The organism is Enterobacter asburiae, assembly GCA_011754535.1.
In the GTDB taxonomy this organism is placed as follows: Bacteria; Pseudomonadota; Gammaproteobacteria; order Enterobacterales; family Enterobacteriaceae; genus Enterobacter; species Enterobacter cloacae_N.
On record JAAQVN010000001.1, the window covers coordinates 2,308,847 to 2,329,883 of the forward strand.

At 60.9% G+C, this 21,037-nt stretch carries 3 protein-coding genes; 2 read left to right on the forward strand and 1 reads right to left on the reverse strand.

The annotated features are described in order from the left end of the window. Window positions 1-12: 12 nt before the first annotated feature. Window positions 13-756 carry a DeoR/GlpR transcriptional regulator gene (locus HBM95_10945; GenBank protein NIH43448.1) on the reverse strand — a complete coding sequence of 248 codons (744 nt, stop codon included), beginning with the start codon at window positions 754-756 and terminating at the stop codon, window positions 13-15. 738 nt (window positions 757-1,494) lie between these two features. On the opposite strand from HBM95_10945, the gene HBM95_10950 reads away from it, so the two are divergent. Then, on the forward strand, window positions 1,495-2,832 hold the full coding sequence (locus tag HBM95_10950) for a TolC family outer membrane protein (protein NIH43449.1): 1,338 nt from the start codon (window positions 1,495-1,497) through the stop codon (window positions 2,830-2,832). A 121-nt stretch (window positions 2,833-2,953) separates the two neighbouring features. Further along, the gene (locus tag HBM95_10955) at window positions 2,954-20,959 is read left to right on the forward strand and encodes an Ig-like domain-containing protein (GenBank protein ID NIH43450.1); all 18,006 of its coding nucleotides are present in this window, start codon (window positions 2,954-2,956) and stop codon (window positions 20,957-20,959) included. Window positions 20,960-21,037: the final 78 nt, after the last annotated feature.

Below are 21,037 nucleotides of genomic sequence, written 5' to 3' on the forward strand. Positions count from 1 at the left end.
ACCTTCTCCACGTTAATTCACGCACACCGTGACCTGCAATGCGCCTGGGTCCCCAAGTTCAGGCCAGGGACGATCTAAAAAGAGTTGATGAATGTCGGTTAACCCGGAGACCAGATACGGTTCGCAGCGGTTAACCTTCAGGTGATCGGCGACAATCCAGCCTGCCTGGCTGGCGGCGAGCATCGCGCGTTTTACCTCGGCATCCGCTTCTTTACCGGCGCTCAAACCGAGTTCGGCATGAAGGGCGCACGCCCCAAGAATGGCGATATCTGCCCGATAGCGGGACAGCAGGGACAAGGTGGCGCTTCCGGCAAACAGGCGCTGCTTCCGGTCCCAGTTTCCGCCGAGCAGAACAAGCTCTATGTCCTCCCGGTCACTAAAATGCTGGGCGATATCCAGCGAGGTAGTTATCACGGTGTGAGGCCCCTGTAGAAAAGTGGCCACGGCCATCACCGTGCTGCCGGCATCCAGAAACAGGGTGGAACCCGGCGGAACCGCCTGCGCAACCCGTTTCCCGAGGTGCTGCTTGGTTTCCGGCAGCAGGGTATTGCGGCCCTGACGATTCATGGCCGAAAGATTTAGCGCAATTGCCCCGCCGTGATTCTTATGGGCAAGGCCCTGATTTTCCAGATCGGTTAGATCCCGACGAATGGTATCCGCTGAAACCTGCAGCTTTTCTGCCAGTTCGGTGATGCTGGCCTGACCTTGTTCACTGAGAATATCAAGGACATAGCGTTGACGTGCGGTTTTGTGCATGGCAGTAATCCTGCAAAATGTCGCAATAGTTTGCATAATACAGCATTTTAAAGCAGAGGGAAGGGTGAGAATGGAATCGCAATGACGACGAGAGAAATCGTTCAGATAGGTGATTATTGAAATTATATTAAACAGATATCATTAAGCCGTTCTGAATGTTAACCAGAGTGTTACTGTTTTGTTTTTATTAATGATTTGGATTATGTAACCAGTGCGCACCCCTTAATGGGATTAATGTTCTGATAAAAACAATATAAATAGCATTTAATTGCTTACATTAGTTTTTTAATGGAATTTAATGTCAACATAAGTGTGTTGGTTACTTAAATTGACACTTCTTTGAAAATCTTTGTGTCTGACCCGCCGAGAAATTAACGCAAAAATGTACGCAGAGGAGATTAAGAATTTTCCTTAAATAACAGAGGGTTTTGATGTTTCATCTGAAAGGCCATTTTCGGAGTTTTGTCCAGAAACCCCATGTTTTTTCTTATTTGTAACACCACATTAACATTGCGGGTGTAGTGGCCTATACCACATTTTGTTATGCTGCAAATCAACTTAAGAAATAAGTAAGTTCTTATTTTTAATAAGACGAAGGCGCTTCTCATCTCCAATGGAAATGGGTATGGGACGTTTTACCTGAAATTCAGTGAGGGAGCGAAAAAGATATTTGTCTAATTATCTATACCTCTTTTTGGGTAATTGTTTTGAGTATCACTCAGAGTCAGGGAGATAAAAATGACGATATTGCACAAGCCTGTGTCACGCCAATTTATAGCTGCGCTGGCATTAATTTCACTAGCCATTAATACGGCTTACGCCAATAGTCGCCAGGTGGGTATTGCCCCGGTGGCAACGACAACCTTAAAAGAAAGTATCCTTTTTGCTATCGATCGCGACCCCTCTGTTAGCCAGCAGGCCGCGCAATTAGGTATTGGTCAGGCACAAATAGATGAGGCGCGCAGCGGCTGGATGCCGCAAATAGCCTTAAACGGGAGCACGGGGCACAGCCAGACCACCGATTCCAGCGGTTCGCTGAAGAATTCTGCGGCCTGGGGGCTAAGCCTTACCCAGCTGATATACGATTTTGGCAAGACCAACAACAGCATCAGCCAGTCTTCCGCCCGGCGCGATAGCTACCGCTATCAGCTCATGAGCACACTTTCTGATGTGGCGGAAAAAACGGCGCTCGGCTACGTGGAGGTTAAACGCTATTCCGACCTGTTACAGGCGGCAAAAGAAAACGTTCAGGCGCTGAAAAACGTAGAGCAGCTGGCCAAACTGCGCGCCGATGCGGGCGTGAGTTCCACCTCCGATGAGCTCCAGACCCGCACGCGGATTGCCGGCATGCAGGCGACGGTGGCGCAGTATAACGCCGCGTTGAACAGCGCCCGCGCGCGGCTCGCGGTATTAACCGGGATGCAGGCGGATAACTATTCGCCGGTACCCGCAAACCTTGCGGTTGAGCCGGATTCGCTCAACCGCATTGATTATTCGTTGATACCGGCGGTAATGGCTGCGCAAAACATGGAACGTTCTGCCCAGTATGGCGTTGAAACGGCGAAGTCCCAGCACTGGCCAACCCTGAGCCTGAAAGGGGGACGCACGCGTTACGAATCGGACAACCGTTCCTACTGGGACGACCAGATCCAGCTCAATATTGACGCACCGCTTTATCAGGGCGGCGCGGTATCCGCACGCGTGCGGCAGGCTGAAGGCGCACGGGCGATGGCGTCCTCTCAGGTCGATCAGGCGCGTTTCGACGTGCTGCAAAAGGCCTCCGTCGCACAGGCTGACTGGACCGGCGCACGGGGAAGAATGGAGGCCGGGAAGCGGCAGCTGGAAAACGCGCTGCGGGCCCGCGAGGTTTATAAAAATGAATACACCCTGAGCAAGCGGAGCATTAATGATTTGCTCAGCGTTGAGCAGGATGTCTGGCAGGCCACGTCGGCGAAAATAATTGCCGAGTATGATGGCTGGAGTTCGGCAATTAATTATGCTTCCGCGGTTGATAATTTAATGCCGCTTATTGGAATAGAGAAAAACGCTGCCGCAAAATTACCCGATTTGAGTTAACAAAAGCCACGCATAGCTGCGCGAAATAAGTCTGAAAATAATGGGTGTTTTTTCCCAGGGATAGCTACATCCGTCTGGTGGACATATCCACAGGAATCCGTACACCTGCAAGGAGAAGAATATGAGTAACGTAAAGGTTGTTGATGTCATCATTCGTAAAACGGCGGAGAAAACTAAATTAACCGGCGAAGGAAATCTGTCGGTGTCAATTTCATCGCCGAGCGTGATTGAAATTCAGGGCTCTGCTCAGGACGTGGTGCGTTATGTCCGCCAGGGTAAAGACCTTCTCATTTATATGAAGGACGGCAGCGTTATTCGCTGCAATAACTATTTTGTCGAAGATCCTGACACCCAACATCAGTCAGAGCTGGTGTTCAACGACGGGCAGGAGCTGTCTCATATCTCTTTTGCCGATGCCGGTGAAGCGTCAGGCGTTGCCGTCACTGAATTATCCGCGCAGGCCACACCCATTAGCAGCATTGAACCCTTCCTGGAGCAGGGAAGCGTCCTGAGCGATGCGCCGTGGGGCTGGATTGCAGGGGCGGCATTAGGCGGTGGTGCTATTGGCGCCCTGCTGGCCCACGGCGGAGATGGCGAAACAAAAACCAAAGTTATTGATAATACAAAGGAAGTAGAAAGCGCCACGCCGACCTTTTTGCTGTCAGACAAGGTGGGCGACAAGCAGGGAGTACTGAGCGCAAACGCGATCACGGACGACAACGCGCCGACCTTTAGCGGTACCGGTCAGCCGGGCGCGACCATCCAGATTAAAGACGGCAGCGGTAGCACCATCGCCAGCGCGATGGTCAGTAAAGACGGTACCTGGACGGTAAAACTCCCGACCCAGGCCGACGGAGAGCACACCTGGTCGGTGGTGCAGATCGACGGCAGTAAAACCACCTCTGCGGGCAGCATCACCGTCACCGTCTCTACGGCCGAGGCCACGCTTACGCTGGCAACAACGGCGGGGGACAACGTGATTAACGCCAGCGAGCAGTCCGCAGGCTTTACGCTCTTCGGTAGCAGCCAGCATCTGGCTGAGGGAACCGACGTCTCCGTGACGCTGAACGGTAAAACCTACACCGCTCAGGTGGGGGCAGACGGCGCGTGGCGCGTTAACGTGCCTGCGGCAGACGCGCAGGCGCTCGGCGACGGCACCTGGACGGTCAACGTCAGCGGCAAAGACGCGGCGGGGAATACCGTGAGCGGAAGCCAGACGATTGGCGTGGATACCGCCGCGCCAACCCTCTCCGTCGATACGCTCGCGCAGGACAACATCATTAATGCCGCCGAGCACAACCAGCCGCTGACGCTGAGTGGTAAAACCAACGCGGAAGCCGGGCAGATAGTGACGGTGACGCTGAACGGCAAAAATTATAACGCCACGGTGGGCAGCGACGGCTCCTGGTCCGTCACGCTGGCGGCCAGCGAGGTGCAGGCCCTTAATGAGGGAAACCACACCCTGACGGTGAACGTCAGTGACAAAGCGGGCAACGGCTCGTCCGTGACCGCAGATTTCACGGTGGATACCACCGCGCCGGTCGTCACCATCAATACTGTCGCGGGTGACGACATTCTGAACACCGGCGAGCAGGGCCAGGCGCAGATTATTTCCGGGCAGGCGAGCGGCGCGGCGGCAGGGGATGTCGTCACCGTGACCGTTGGCGGCCAGACCTTCACCGGCGTAGTACAGGCAGACGGCAGCTGGAGCGTGGGTGTTCCTGCCTCCGTCATCGGCGCGCTGGGTGAGGGCAACCACACCATTGCCGTCTCCGTCACCGATGCGGCGGGGAATACCGGTAGCGCCACGCACGGCATTGCACTGAGCGGCAACCCGCCGGAATTCACGATTGACGCCATCAGCCAGGACAACGTGCTGAATGCCCGGGAGGCGATGCAGCCGCTGAGCCTGACCGGAACCAGCAACCTGCCGGACGGCAGCGCCGTCACCGTGACGCTGAACAACGTCAGCTATCACGCTACCGTCGAAAACGGTATCTGGGCGGTCCAGGTGCCGGTGTCCGACGTCCTGAATCTGGCGAACACCCTTTACACCGTCAGCGTCAGCGGCACCGACAGTGTGGGCAACAGCGGCTCTGCCGGGGCGACGCTGCTGGTGGATACCGTGCTTCCGCAGGTTATTATCAACACCTTTGCGGGCGACAACCTGGTCAATAACGCCGAAGCTGGCGTGGACCAAACCCTCAGCGGTCGCGTTACCGGCGCGGCGGCGGGCGATACGGTGTCTGTTACCGTGGGCGGTAAGAGCTACAGTGCCACGGTGGGCAGCGATCTGACCTGGAGCGTGAAAATCCCGTCAGCGGATCTTCAGGCGTTTGGCGACGGGGATTTAACCTTCACCGCATCGGTGACCAATTCGCACGGCAATACCGGCACCGGCGAGCGCGATATCAATATCAACGCGGAACTGCCGGGGCTGCGCGTAAACACCATTTCCGGCGATGACGTTATCAACGCCATCGAGCAGCAGCAGGACCTGACCGTCACCGGCGCCAGCACCCACCTGGCCGCTGGCACGCCGATCGTCGTCACCATTAACAACGTCGAATATAACGCCGTGGTTACAGCCAGCGGCGGCTGGAGCATTGGTGTTCCTGCTGCGGACCTTCAGGCCTGGACGGCGGGAGAGGTGACGGTTAGCGTCAGCGCAAAAGATGCCTGGGGCAATACCGTTGCGGCTGAACACCCGATTGAACTCGATCTCAACGCCGTGGCGGTCACCATTGATACCGTCTCCGGCGATGACCTGCTGAATGCGGCTGAAAAAGGCAGTGATTTAACCCTTTCCGGCCAGACGCAGGGCGTGGAGGCGGGGCAAACCGTGGTGGTGAAATTTGCCGACCAGACCTTTACCGCGCAGGTGCAGCAGGATGGCTCCTGGAGCCTGACCGTGCCCGCCAGCGCCATGGAAACGCTGATTGACGGGCGCGCGCAGGTGAGCGTCAGCGTCACTAACATCAGCGGCAACAGCGCGGACGCCGCGCGCGTGGTCACGGTGGATACGCAGCCTCCGGCGATTACGCTCGATAACCTGACCGACGACAACATTATCAACGCGGCGGAAGCGCAGCAGGATTTAGCGTTAAGCGGCAGCAGCACGGCGGAACCCGGCCAGACGGTCACCGTGACGCTGAACGGCAAAAACTATCAGACCACCGTCCAGGCGGACGGTACCTGGCAACTGAGCGTGCCCGCGGCCGACGTGGGCGCGCTGGCAGACGGCATTGTTACCGTGACGGCAACCGTCAGCGACGTGGCGGGCAACACCAGCAGCGCCGATCGCGTGGGTCTGGTGGACGCAACCGTACCGCAGGTAACCATTAACGAGTTTGTCACCGCCACCAACACTGTTAATCAGCTCGCCCATTCACAGGCGCAGATCCTGAGCGGCTCCGTCACCGGCGCGGCAGCGGGCGATCTTGTGACTGTCACCATTAACAGCGTGGATTACACCACCGTGGTGGACGCGGCGGGCAACTGGAGCCTCGGCCTGCCCGCGTCCGTCGTGCAGGGGCTGGCGGACGGCACCTGGACCATTAACGTCTCCGTGACCGACCAGTCCGGAAATACCGGCAGCAGTTCACTGGACGTGGTGGTGAATACCGTGACGCCAGCTATCGGCATTAACACGCTGGCGGCGGACGATGTGATCAATGCGACAGAGAAAGGCGAAGATCTGCAGATCTCCGGCTCCAGCAATCAGCCGGAAGGCACGACCATTACCGTGACCCTGAACGGTATCCACTATACGGCCACCGCTGACGCCAGCGGCAACTGGAGCGTGACCGTGCCTGCGGCCGCGGTCAGCGCGCTGGGCGAAGCCAGTTACACCGTGACGGCGAGCGTCACCGATAGCGTGGGCAACAGCGCCTCAACCTCACACGACGTGCTGGTGGACAGCTCGCTGCCGGTTGTAACGATCGACGCGCTGGCGGGCGACAATGTCGTTAACGCGGCGGAAGTGGCTGCAGGGCAAACCCTGACCGGCAAGGTGACGAATGCGGCGCCAGGTGACACTGTCACGATTGCTCTTGGCGGCCAGACATACACTGCAACCGTGCAGGACGATCTCTCCTGGAGCCTGCCGTTAACCCAGAGCCAGCTAACCGCGCTCGGCAACGGCGATTTGACCGTATCCGCCAGCGTTACCAACGCGCACGGCAATACCGGTTCGTCTTCGCTGGACTTCACCATCGACGCCCAACTGCCGGGCCTGCGTATTGATACCGTGGCGGGCGATGACGTCATTAACGTCATCGAACACGCGCAGAACCTGATTGTGTCCGGCTCAAGCACCGATCTGGCAGTGGGCAGCACCGTCACGGTGACCATTAACGGCAACGCCTATTCCGCCACCGTGCTGGCGGACGGCACCTGGCAGGCGGCGGTACCGGCGGCCGATGTGTCACAGTGGGCGGACGGTTCGCTCACCATCAGCGCCAGCGCAAAAGATGCCTCCGGCAACCCGGTGACCATCGGCACCGTCGTGGACGTCGATCTCGCGCCTGTCGCCATCACCATCAGCAGCGTGACCGACGATAACGTGCTCAACGCGGCGGAAAAAGGCCAGGACCTGGTACTTTCCGGCTCCACGTCCAACGTTGAAGCGGGTCAGACCGTAACCATCACCTTCGCCGGTAAAACCTATACCACGACGGTGGATGCCAACGGCGACTGGACGTACACCGTTCCGGCAGCCGATCTGAGCGGCCTGAAAGACGGCGACGCCAGCGTGCAGGTGAGCGTCACTAACGTCAACGGCAACGCGGCTTCGTCTGCGCAGGAATTCAGCGTCGATACCGCCGCGCCGACGGTCACGATTAACACCATCAGCGGCGATAACATGCTGAACGCGGCAGAGGCGGCGCAGGATCTGACCCTGAGCGGGACCTCTACTGCCGAGGTGGGCCAGACGGTCACCGTGAACTTCAACGGCAAGCAGTACAGCGCGCAGGTTCAGGCGGACGGCAGCTGGACGCTGGACGTGCCGGCAGCCGATCTGGTGGGTATTTCCGACGGCAGCGCCACGGTCACCGCTTCCGTTTCCGATAAAGCCGGCAACCCGGCCAGTGCGGATGCTTCCGTGCTGGTGGATACCACCGTACCGCAGATTAGCTTTAACATCGTTGCGGGCGACGACATCGTGAATATTGCCGAGCACGGCCAGGCGCTGATCGTCTCCGGTAAGGTGGCGGGCGCGCAGGCGGGCGACGTGATTACCGTCACCCTGAACGGTAAAGACTACACCGCCATGCTGGACGCGTCCGGAAGCTGGAGCGTGGGCGTTCCGGCGACGGACGTGGGTGCGCTGACAAACGGCGACCAGACGATTTCCGCGACCCTCACCGATAAAGCCGGTAACAGCACCACCGCGACGCACGAGTTTGACGTCTCCCTGACTGCGCCGGTCATTGCCATCAATACCCTGGCGGGTGACGACGTGATTAACGCCGTCGAGAAAGGTCAGGATCTGCAGGTGTCCGGTACCAGCAACCAGCCTGAGGGTACCACCATTACGGTGACCCTGAACGGCATCAATTACACCGCTACTACCGACGCCAGCGGCAGCTGGAGCGTCACCGTTCCGGCGGTAAACGTTGCTGCGCTGGGCGAAGCGAACTATGCCGTGACGGCAGCAGTGACCGACGCGGCGGGCAACAGCGCAAGCGCCAGCCATGACGTGCTGGTCGACAGCGCGCTGCCGCAGGTGTCCATCAACCCTGTTGCCACGGACGATGTCATTAACGCAGCGGAAGTGGCTAGCGGGCAGACCCTGAGTGGCAAAGTGAGCGGTGCGGCGAGCGGTGACACTGTCACTATCTCAGTCGGCGGCAATACGTATACTGCCACCGTTCAGGACGATCTGAGCTGGTCGGTCAACGTGCCGTCCACGGTCTTAACCGCCATCGGTAACGGCGATCTGACGGTGTCAGCCAGCGTCACCAACGGCCACGGCAACACCGGCTCCGGCGAGCGCGACATCACCATTGATGCCAACCTGCCGGGCCTGCGCGTCGATACCGTGGCGGGCGACGATGTCATCAACAGCATTGAGCACGCTCAGAACCTGATTATCACCGGCTCCAGCGACGGCCTGGCAGCGGGCGCGGCGTTAACAGTCACCGTCAACGGCAAAACCTACGCCGCAACGGTGCTGGCGGACGGCACCTGGACGGCGGCCATTCCGGCGGCAGACGTCAGCGCGCTCGGTGCAGGCACGGTCACCGTGAAGGTCGAGGGGAATAGCGCGGCGGGCAACCCGGTCTCCATCAGCCATGACGTGACGGTGGATCTGGCGGCGGTCGCCATCAGCATTGACGCGATTGCCACCGACGACGTGATTAACGCGGCGGAGAAAGGCGCGGACCTGGTGCTGTCCGGCTCCACCACCAACGTAGAAGAAAACCAGACCGTCACCATCACCTTCGGCGGCAAGTCGTACACCGCGACCGTGGATGCCAGCGGCAACTGGACGGCGACCGTACCGTCTGCCGATTTGGGCAGCCTGAAGGACGGCGATGCCAGCGTGCAGGTGAGCGTCACCAACGTGAACGGCAACAGCGCGTCGGCAGGCCGCGAGTACAGCGTGGACGCCACCGCGCCGACGGTGTCTATCGAGATCGTCAGCGACAATAACATCATCAATGCGGCCGAGGCGCAGCAGGATCTGGTCGTTAATGGTGTAACCAACGCCGAAGCGGGCCAGACCGTTACCGTGACGCTGAACGGCGTGGACTACAGTACCACCGTGCAGGCAAACGGCAGCTGGAGCGTGACCGTGCCGTCCGCGGATCTGAGCGGCATTAGCGACGGTAGCTACACCATCAGCGCCGCCGTGTCTGATAAGGCGGGCAACCCGGCCTCTGCGGATCGCGACGTGCTGGTCGATACCACCGTCCCGCAGCTGACCATTAACACCGTTTCCGACGACGACGTGATCAACAGCGTCGAGCACGCGCAGGCCCTGATTGTCACCGGTTCCGTGACCGGCGCGGCTGCGGGCGACGTGGTCACCGTTACCCTCAATAACAAATCGTACACCGCCACCCTGGACGCCTCCGGCAACTGGAGCGTGGGCGTACCTGCGGCAGACGTTACCGCTCTCACTGCCGGGGATTACACCATCACCGCGGCGCTGACCGATAAAGCGGGCAACAGCAACAGCGCCACACACGGCGTGGAGGTGAACCTGACCGCGCCGGTGCTGACCATTGACACCGTTTCCGGTGACGATGTGATCAACAATACCGAGAAAACCGAGGAACTGACGATCTCCGGTACGGCCTCCGGCCTGGCGACGGGCGCGGTAGTGACCGTGATGCTGAACGGCAAAGCGTACAGCGCGCAGGTAGACAGCAACGGAAAATGGACTACCACCGTTCCGGCTAGTGAGGTAGGTCAACTGGGCGAGGCGCTTTACACCGTCACCGCATCGGCGACGGACAGCGTTGGCAACAGCACCAGCGCGTCGCACGCCGTGAACGTCGAGTCCGTTCTGCCGGGGGTTATCATCAACACCGTCGCGGGTGATGACGTTATTAACGCGGCGGAGCTGGCAGCCGGGCAGACCATCAGCGGTAAGGTGGTGAATGCCGAAGCGGGCAACACCGTGACCGTGACCATTGGCGGCAACAGCTACACCGCAACGGTGCAGAGCGATCTCACCTGGTCCGTGAACGTGCCGTCCGACGTGCTGACCGCGCTGGGTAACGGCGATCTGACCGTGTCAGCCAGCGTTACCAACGACGTGGGCAATAGCGGAACGGGCGAGCGCGAAATCGTGATAGACGCTAACCTGCCGGGCCTGCGCGTGGATACCGTGGCGGGTGACGACGTGATCAACAGCATCGAACGTACTCAAAACCTGATTATCACCGGCTCCAGCGACGGCCTTGCAGCGGGCGCGACGCTGACCGTGACTGTAAACAACAAAACCTATCCGGCGACCGTGCTGGCCGACGGCACCTGGAGCGCGGCTATTCCGGCGGCAGACGTCAGCGCGCTGAACGCAGGCACGGTCACCGTGACCGTCACGGGCCAGAGCAGCGCGGGTAACCCGGTTTCCATCAGCCACGATGTGACGGTGGATCTGGCAAGCGTCGCCATCAGCATTGACGCCATCGCCACGGATGATGTGATTAACGCGGCCGAGAAGGGCGCGGATCTGCTGCTCTCCGGCACCACAAGCAATGTGGAAGAAAACCAGACCGTCACCATCATCTTCGGCGGCAAGAGCTATACCGCGACCGTAGGCCCCGATGGCAAGTGGACGACCACGGTGCCATCAGCCGATCTGGCGGGCCAGAAAGACGGCGACGCCAGCGTGCAGGTGAGCGTCACCAACGTCAACGGCAACAGCGCCTCGGCGGGCCGCGAGTACAGCGTGGATGCGACCGCGCCGTCCGTGACCATAAACACCCTGGCGACGGACGACATTCTGAACGCGACGGAGGCGAAAGCCGATCTGACCGTATCCGGTACCAGCACCGCCGAAGCGGGCCAGACGGTCACCGTCTCGCTGAACGGTAAAGACTACACCACAACCGTCAGCGCAGACGGCAACTGGACGCTGAACGTTCCGGCGGCAGATCTGGCTGGGTTAACCGACGGCAGCGTGACCGTCACCGCATCGGTAAGCGATAAAGCGGGTAACCCGGCGTCCGTGGATCACAACCTGGCGGTAGATATCACCGCGCCTGCGGTGACCATCAACACCGTTGCGGGTGATGATGTCATTAACATTACAGAGCACGGCCAGGCGCAAATCATCAGCGGCACCGCCACAGGCGCGGCAGCGGGCGATAAGGTCACCGTCACGATTGGCGGCCAGACCTACACCACCGTGCTGGACGCGGCGGGTAACTGGAGCGTGGGCGTACCGGCGAACGTGATTTCCGGCCTCAGCGACGGCACCGTGACCATCACGGCGTCAGTCACCGACGCGGCGGGCAATACCGGCACCGGCACGCATAACGTGACCGTGGATACCGGGCTGCCATCGGTGGCCTTCAACGCCATCAGCGGCGATAACGTTCTGAACGCGGCAGAAAAAGGTCAGGATCTGAACGTCAGCGGCACCAGCGCCAACCTTGCGGAAGGCACCGTGGTGACCGTAACCCTGAACGGTAAAAACTACACGGCGACAACGGCGGCAGACGGCACCTGGAGCCTGACGGTTCCGGCCGCCGATCTGGCCGGCCTCGGCCAGGCTAACTACACCCTGAACGCGACCGCCACCAACGGCGTGGGCAACAGCGTGAGCAACACCGCGAACCTGCTGGTGGACACCGCGCTGCCGACCGTCACTATCAATACCGTGGCGGGCGATAACGTCATTAACGCGGCGGAAGTGGCAGCGGGCCAGACCCTGAGCGGCACCGTGGCGAATGCCGAAGCGGGTAACACCGTTACCGTCACCCTCGGCGGAAACACGTACACCGCAACGGTGCAGGACGATCTGACTTGGTCCGTGAACGTGCCGTCTGACGTGCTGGCCGCCCTGGGCAACGGCAGCCTGAGCGTGACGGCGACCGTCACCAACGGCCACGGCAACACCGGTTCCGGCGAGCGTGACATTGCCATTGACGCTAACCTGCCGGGTCTGCGCGTGGATACCGTGGCGGGCGACAATGTCGTCAACAGCATTGAGCACGCGCAGAACCTGATTGTCACCGGCTCCAGCGACGGGCTGGCATCGGGCACGGCGCTGACGGTGACCGTCAACGGTAAAGACTATGCGGCTACAGTGCTGGCGGACGGCACCTGGAGTGCGGCGATCCCGTCCACCGACGTGAGCGCGTGGCCGGAAGGCACCGTCAAAATCAGCGTTACCGGCGACAGCGCGGCGGGCAACCCGATTACCATCAGCCACGACGTGACGGTGGATCTGGCGACCGTTGCCATCAGCATCAATTCCATCGCTACCGACGACGTGATTAACGCGGCGGAGAAGGGCGCGGATCTGGTGCTGTCCGGTGCGACCACCAACGTGGAAGCCGGGCAGACCGTGACCATCAGCCTGAACGGCAAAATCTATACCGCGACAGTAGACGACAGCGGTAACTGGACCTGGACCGTGCCGTCTGCGGATCTGGTACACCTCAAGGATGGCGACGCCAGCGTGCAGGTGAGCGTCACTAATGTGAACGGCAACAGCGCCTCGGCGGGCCGCGAGTACAGCGTGGATGCCACCGCGCCGTCCGTGACCATCAATACCCTGGCATCCGACGATATTCTGAATGCTGCAGAAGCGCAGTCCGATCTGACCATTTCCGGCACCACCACCGCCGAAGCGGGCCAGACCGTGACCGTGACGCTGAACGGCAAAGACTACACCACAACCGCAGGCGAGGACGGCAGCTGGACGCTGAACGTTCCGGCGGCGGATCTGGCATCGCTCGGCGACGGCAGCGTCACCGTGACGGCGAGCGTCAGCGACAAGGCGGGCAACCCGGCGTCGGTTGATCACACTCTGACGGTGGACGTGACCGTGCCTGCGGTGACCATCAACACCGTGGCGGGAGACGACGTGATTAACATCGCTGAGCACGCTCAGGCGCAGATCGTCAGCGGCACCGCCACCGGCGCGGCGGCGGGCGATAAGGTCACCGTCACGATTGGCGGCCAGACGTACACCACCGTGCTGGACGCGGCGGGCAACTGGAGCGTCGGCGTACCGGCCAGCGTCATTTCCGGCCTCAGCGACGGCACCGTAACCGTTACTGCGTCAGTCACCGACGCGGCGGGCAACACCGGCACCGGCACGCATAACGTGACCGTCGATACCGGCCTGCCGTCCGTGGCGTTCAACGCCATCAGCGGCGACAACGTGCTGAACGCGGTGGAGAAAGGCCAGGACCTGAGCGTCAGCGGCACCAGCGCCAACCTGGCGGAAGGCACTGTGGTGACCGTGACCCTGAACGGTAAAAACTACGCGGCCACGACGGCGGCAGACGGCACCTGGAGCCTGACCGTTCCGGCAGCGGATCTGGCGGGGCTGGGCGAAGCGAACTACACCCTGAGCGTCGCCGCCACCAACGGCGTGGGCAACAGCATCAGCAATACGGCGACCCTTCTGGTGGACACCGCGCTGCCAACCGTCACCATCAACACCGTGGCGGGCGATAACATCATCAACGCGGCGGAAGTGGCGGCAGGCCAGACCATCAGCGGTAAGGTAGCGAACGCGGAAGCGGGCAACACGGTAACCGTGAATATCGGTGGCAACAGCTACACCGCAACGGTGCAGAGCGATCTGACCTGGTCCGTTAACGTGCCGGAATCCGTCCTGACAGCCCTGGGCAACGGCAATTTGACCGTATCGGCGACCGTCACCAACGGCCACGGCAACACTGGCGCGGGCGAGCGCGAAATCGTTATAGACGCCAGCCTGCCGGGTCTGCGCATTGATACCGTGGCGGGCGACGATGTGATCAACAGCATCGAGCACGGACAGAACCTGATTATCACCGGCTCCAGCGACGGGCTCGCGGCGGGCACCACGCTCACCGTGACCGTCAATGGCAAAACCTATGCGGCCTCCGTGCTGGCAGATGGCAGCTGGAGCGCGGCGATCCCGGCGGCAGACGTTGGTGCCCTTGCTGCGGGCACGGTCACCGTGACCGTTGCTGGCCAGAGCGCGGCGGGCAACCCGGTGACCATCAGCCACGATGTCACCGTCGATCTGTCTGTCGTTGCCGTCAGTATCGATGCGATTGCCACCGACGACGTGATTAACGCGGCGGAGAAGGGCGCGGATCTGGTGCTCTCGGGCAGCACCTCGAACGTGGAGGAAAACCAGACCGTTACCGTTACCTTCGGCGGCAAGACGTACACCACGAAAGTGGACGCCGACGGTAACTGGACGGCAACCGTACCGTCTGCGGATCTCGCGGGCCTGAAAGAGGGCGATGCCAGCGTGCAGGTGAACGTCACCAACGCGCACGGCAACAGCGCCTCGGCGGGCCGCGAGTACAGCGTGGATACGACCGCGCCTGCCGTGACCATTGATACGGTGGCCGGTGATAACGTGATTAACGCCAGCGAAGCGGCTGCGGGCGTGACCGTCTCCGGTACCACCACGGCGGAAGCCGGGCAGACGGTCACCGTGACGCTGGGCGGTAAGAGCTATACCGCGCAGGTGCAGCAGGGCGGCATCTGGAGCGTGAACGTGCCGGGCACAGACCTGTCCGCACTGGCGGATAACGGCTACACCGTGCAGGCCAGCGTGAGCGACGCCGCGGGTAACCCGGGCAGCGCGGGCAAGACGATAACGCTTGATACCACGCCGCCGACCGTCAGCTTTAACGCTGTCGCGGGCGATAACGTCATCAACAGCGTGGAGCACGGGCAGGCGCAGATTGTCAGCGGCACGGCAACCGGCGCGAGCGTCGGCGATAAGCTGGTCATCACCATCGGTTCGAACCAGTACACCACCACCGTTGACGCCAGCGGTAACTGGAGCGTGGGCGTTCCGGCCAGCGTGATTTCCGCGCTGACCGACGGCACCGTGACCCTCAGCGCGACGATTACCGACAGCGCGGGCAACAGCAGCACCCGCACCCACGATGTGGAGGTCAATACTGCATCGGTCGGGCTGACGGTTAACACCATCAGCGGCGATGACGTCATTAACGCGGCAGAAGCGGGCAGTTCACTGGTGATTAACGGCTCCAGCGCCCAGTTCGCCAGCGGAACCCAGGTCACCGTGACGCTGAACGGCAAGACCTATACGGCCACCATCCAGAACGACGGCAGCTGGACGACCACCGTTCCGGCCGCCGACGTTGGTGCCCTGGCGGATGGCGCGAGCTATCAGGTGTCTGTGTCGGCGCAGGACAGCGCGGGCAACAGCGCGTCGGCGACGCACGGCATCAGCGTGGATACCACCGCGCCGGTCGTGAGCATTGCGACGCTGTCGGGTGACGACATGCTGAACGCGCTTGAAGCGCAGCAGCCGCTGACCGTGCACGGCTCCTCCAGCGCGGAGGCGGGCCAGAGCGTCACCGTTTCCCTGGGCGGTAAGACCTACACCGCCACCGTGGCAAACGACGGCACCTGGACGCTCGACGTGCCGGCGGCAGATCTGGCCGCCCTGAGCCAGGGCGCGCTGACGGTCACCGCATCGGTCAACGACAAAGCCGGCAACGGCGGCCAGACCACGCATACCTTAACGGTAGACACCGTCGCGCCAACCGTAACCATCAGCACCGTGGCCGATGACGATATCGTCAACAACGCGGAGCAGCTGGCGGGCCAGACGATCCGTGGTACCACCACGGCGGAACAGGGCCAGACGGTGACCGTCTCCTTCAACGGGCACAGCTATCAGGCAACCGTTGGTGCGGACGGATCGTGGTCGGTCTTCGTGCCGGGCCGCGATTTCCTCGGCCTGAGCGACGGGGATTACACCATCACCGCTTCAGTAAGCGACAGGGCGGGCAACCCGGGCAGCGCAACGCACGACGTGACGCTGAACGGCGATGTCCCAACCATCACCATTAACACCTTTGCGCAGGACGATATCGTCAACGCCGCCGAGCACGGAACGCCGCTGATTATCAGCGGCACCACCGACGCCCCGGCGGGCCAGACGGTGACCATCACCCTGAACGGTAAAACCTATACGGCGACCGTGCAGAATGACGGCTCCTGGAGCTACACGCTGGGCAGCGCAGACGTGGCCGCGCTGGCGGACGGCGGTTCGTACGTGATTAACGCGCAGGTCAGCAACGCCATCGGCAACAGCGCCAGCGATAACCACACCGTCACGGTGGATCTCACCGCGCCGTCGATGGGCATCAGCATTGATTCGCTGCAAAACGACACCGGCCTGAGCGCGAGTGATTTCATCACCAACGACGCTCAGGTGGTGGTCAACGGCTCGCTGACCTCGCAGCTCGGCAATAACGAAAAGGCGCAGATCAGCCTTGACGGCGGCACCACCTGGATTGACCTGACCGTGACCGGCACCAGCTGGCGCTACACCGATGGTCGCACCCTGACGGACGGTACGTACCAGTACCAGGTGCGCGTTATCGATAACGCGGGCAACGTCGGGGCGACGGACAGCCAGGACGTGGTGATTGACCTGACGAAGCCAGCGGCTACGACGATTACGGTCGATTCCATCACCCATGATACCGGCCTGTCCGGCAGCGACTTTATCACCAGCGACAACCAGATCAGCCTGAAAGGGACGCTCGGCGCGGCGCTGGGCAGCGGCGACCACGCGCAGATCAGTCTGGACGGCGGCGTTACCTGGATCGACGTCAGCGTCAGCGGCCTGAGCTGGACGTACGTTGATGGCCGCACGCTGGCCGACGGGGATTACAACTACCAGCTGCGCGTGATTGACGACGCGGGCAATATCAGCGCCACCGCCAGCCAGGTGGTGACCATTGATACGGTTGCACCGGACGCCAGTAAAACTATCGCCATCGATAGCATCAGCGACGATACCGGTCTGAGCGGCAGCGACTTTATCACTAACGATACGTCCCTGACCCTGCACGGCTCGCTCGGCGCGACGCTGGCGGACGGTGAGTATGCCCAGATCAGCATCGACGGTGGCGTTACCTGGCAAAACGTGATTGTCACCGGCAACAGCTGGTACTACGTGGACGGTCGCACGCTGGGTAACCAGACCTATGACTACTACGTTCGCGTTGTGGATGCGGCGGGCAACGTGGGCGCCAGCGCCCATCAGCAGGTGACCGTCGATACGGTCGCCCCGGATGCGGCGATTACGGTGACCGTGGATAACATCACCGTGGATACCGGCTTCGACAATAACGACTTCCTGACCAGTTCGACCTCGTACACGCTACACGGAACGCTCGGCGCAGAACTCGGCGCGGGTGAATTCGTGCAGGTGAGCGTGGATGGCGGCAGCACCTGGGTGTACGCCACCGTAAGCGGTACGCAGTGGAGCTACAGCGACACCCGTACCCTGACCGACGGTAGCCATAACTATCAGGTGCGGGTCGTTGACCAGGCAGGCAACGTTGGGGCAACCACCTCGCAGGCGGTGACGGTTGATACCCAGGCGCCACAGTACGGCATCACCATCGACAGCATCAGCGAAGATACCGGACAGTCCGGCAGTGATTTCATCACCATGGACACCACGCTGACCATCAACGGTTCGCTGGGCAGCGCGCTGGCAAACGACGAGCGCGTACAGATCAGCCTGGACGGCGGGAATACCTGGTCAGACGCCACGGTCACCAACCAGCGCTGGAGCTACACCGATACCCGCGATCTGCCTGACGGGGACTACACCTACCAGGTGCGGATTATCGACCAGGCGGGCAACGTTGGCTCCACCGCGTCGCAGGTGGTGACGGTGGACACCACGCCGCCTACCACGGTCGGCAGCGTAGTGAGCTATACCGACGGCGAAGGCGAGCGTCAGGGCTCCTTTGGCAGTGCGGTGGCAACGGACGATAACGCGCCGCTGATCAACGGGACGCTTAACCGCGCCCCGGATGACGGTGAAATTGTTCAGCTCTACCGTGACGGCGTTCTGCTCGGCCAGGTGACCATGAATGGCAGCGCAAGCTGGTCCTTCCAGGACAACGGCCTGAGCGATGGCAACCACATCTACATTGTGCGCGTCACCGACAGGGCCGGTAACTACACGGAATCCGATGGCTTCGTGCTGAACGTGGATACCAGCATCCCGACCACCACAGCGGCGATTACCGCGCAGACTACGTCGGACACCACGCCGATCGTCAGCGGTACCGTCTCCGCTGACCTGGTGAACGGTGAATACCTGGTGGTAACGGTGAACGGAAAAACCTACACCTCCCAGACCGGCGGCGCGGTGGTGGTCGACCCGGATCATAACACCTGGTATCTGCAGATCCCGGATGGCGACGCCCTGAGCGTGGCGAGCTACAGCGTGACGGCGCAGGTGAAGAGCAGCGCGGGTAACGGCAATACCACCGGTACGGCGACGGGCAGCCTGGTGATTGATACCACCTCGGTGAATACCGACTGGGCGACCACGGCGGGGAACAGCAACAACTCGACCATGACCTTCGGCATCAACAGCAGCGGTCTGTGGAATATCATCGCTAACGGTCAGTCTTACTCCAGCAGCGATAGCTCGACCTATGCCGGCAATACGCTGACCAATACCCGTAACTACTACGTGGTGAGCCAGACCGCCGCCGACTTTGACCGTAACGGCACGCAGGATATCTTCGCGACGGAGAACACCTACGCTGGCTCGACGCAGGTGATGTGGACATATGATGGCAGCACCTATAACGCCAGCCAGTTGGCAATGGGCACCACCATCTGGTACGGCGGCGTGATTGCGTACGATAAAACCGGCGATGGCTATCTGGATCTGGCGTACGGTGACTCAGGCGCGGACTCCATCACCTATTTGATCAACAACAACGGAGTACTCTCGCCTGACGGCACCTACGGCGGCGCGGGTTTCTGGGGACAGTTCACCACCATGCGTGAAATCTCCGGCGTCGATATTAACAATGACGGCACCGTGGATGTGGTTCAGCACACCAACCGCAGCGGCGCGAACTCGTTAACCGTGATCAACAACAACGGCAACGGCACGCTATCCATCGGCCAGAACCTGACCAACGTGTTTGTAGGGAACGCCTCGAATACCACCACGGCGGCGTCGATGACGTGGGCGGACTTCAACGGCGATGGCTACATGGATCTGTACCTGGGCAGCAGCTACAACAACAACGGCGGGGTGATTTACTACAACGACGGTACCGGGAAGCTCTCTGCCACCAAGAGCGCGGTGGAAGCCTCTAACGCCACGGCGGGGTATTTGTCGGTGGCGGTGGACTGGAACGGGGACGGGCAGATGGACATCATCAAGCTCAGCACCTACGGCGGTTCACAGACGGCGACGCTGTTCACTAACAACGGTTACGGTTCTACCTGGACCTCAAGCCAGCTGGCGTCCGGTATTGCCTACGCCACCGGTGTGGCGGCAGTGGACTATAACTGGGACGGCGCGAAGGATCTGCTGGTGTCGCAGCAGAACGGCAAGGTGGTGCTGGTGCAAAACAGCGCCAAAATTGCTGACGGTACCGCGATGCACCTGCACATTGTCGACAGCGAGGGCATCAACGCCTACTACGGCAACACGGTCAATCTGTACAACGCCGCGGGCGTGCTGGTGGCCTCGCAGATCATCAACGCCCAGTCCGGTATCGGTTCGAACGATACCTCTGCGCTGGTGAGCTTCTACGGGCTGGATCCGAATGAAACCTATTCGGCCGAGATCCTGAAGATCGCCAACGGCGTGTCAGATAACGTCACATGGAGTGGCCTGGAGGCGGGCAACGGCAAAGAGGGCTATGTCCTGACGGCCGAAGCCGCCACCGGGGGCCACAGCGGGACCATTACCGGAACCGGGTATAACGACACCTTTATTGCAGAGGATGGCACCTATACCTACAACGGCTCCGGCGGCTGGAATACCCATTCCGACTACGACACCTGGAGCAACACCGGCGGGATGGACGTGGTGGATTACCGCAATGCGACCTCCGGCGTGACCGTTGACCTGCGCCTTTCAACCGCGCAGGACACCGGGTTCGGTACGTCACGACTGCTCAACATTGAGGGAATCAACGGCTCGAACTTCGACGACGTCATTACCGGCAACAGCGGTGATAACCAGTTCGAAGGCCGCGGCGGGAACGACACCTTCAACATCGGCAGCGGCGGTCACGATACGTTGCTCTACAAGCTGATCAACGCCTCGGATGCGACGGGCGGTAACGGTCACGACGTGGTGAACGGCTTTACGGTCGGCACCTGGGAAGGGACCGCGGACACGGATCGCATCGACCTGCGCGATCTGCTCTCCGGCAGCGGCTATACCGGCACGGGCTCGGCGAGCTACGTGAACGGCGTGGCCACGCTGGACAGCAGCGCGGGCAATATCAGCGATTACATCCGCGTGGTGCAAAACGGCAGCAATACCGAGATCCAGGTTGACCTGGACGGTACCGGCGGTCAGTTCTCGCCAACCACCCTGGTGACCCTGAACGGCGTGCAGACGGATCTGGCAACGCTGCTGGCGAACCATCAGCTGTTAATTGCGTAAAACAACGCCGCGGGGAGCGATCCTCGCGGCCTTTTGCGTTTCTTTACATGAATAGCCTTAACCCTATATTTCACAAGA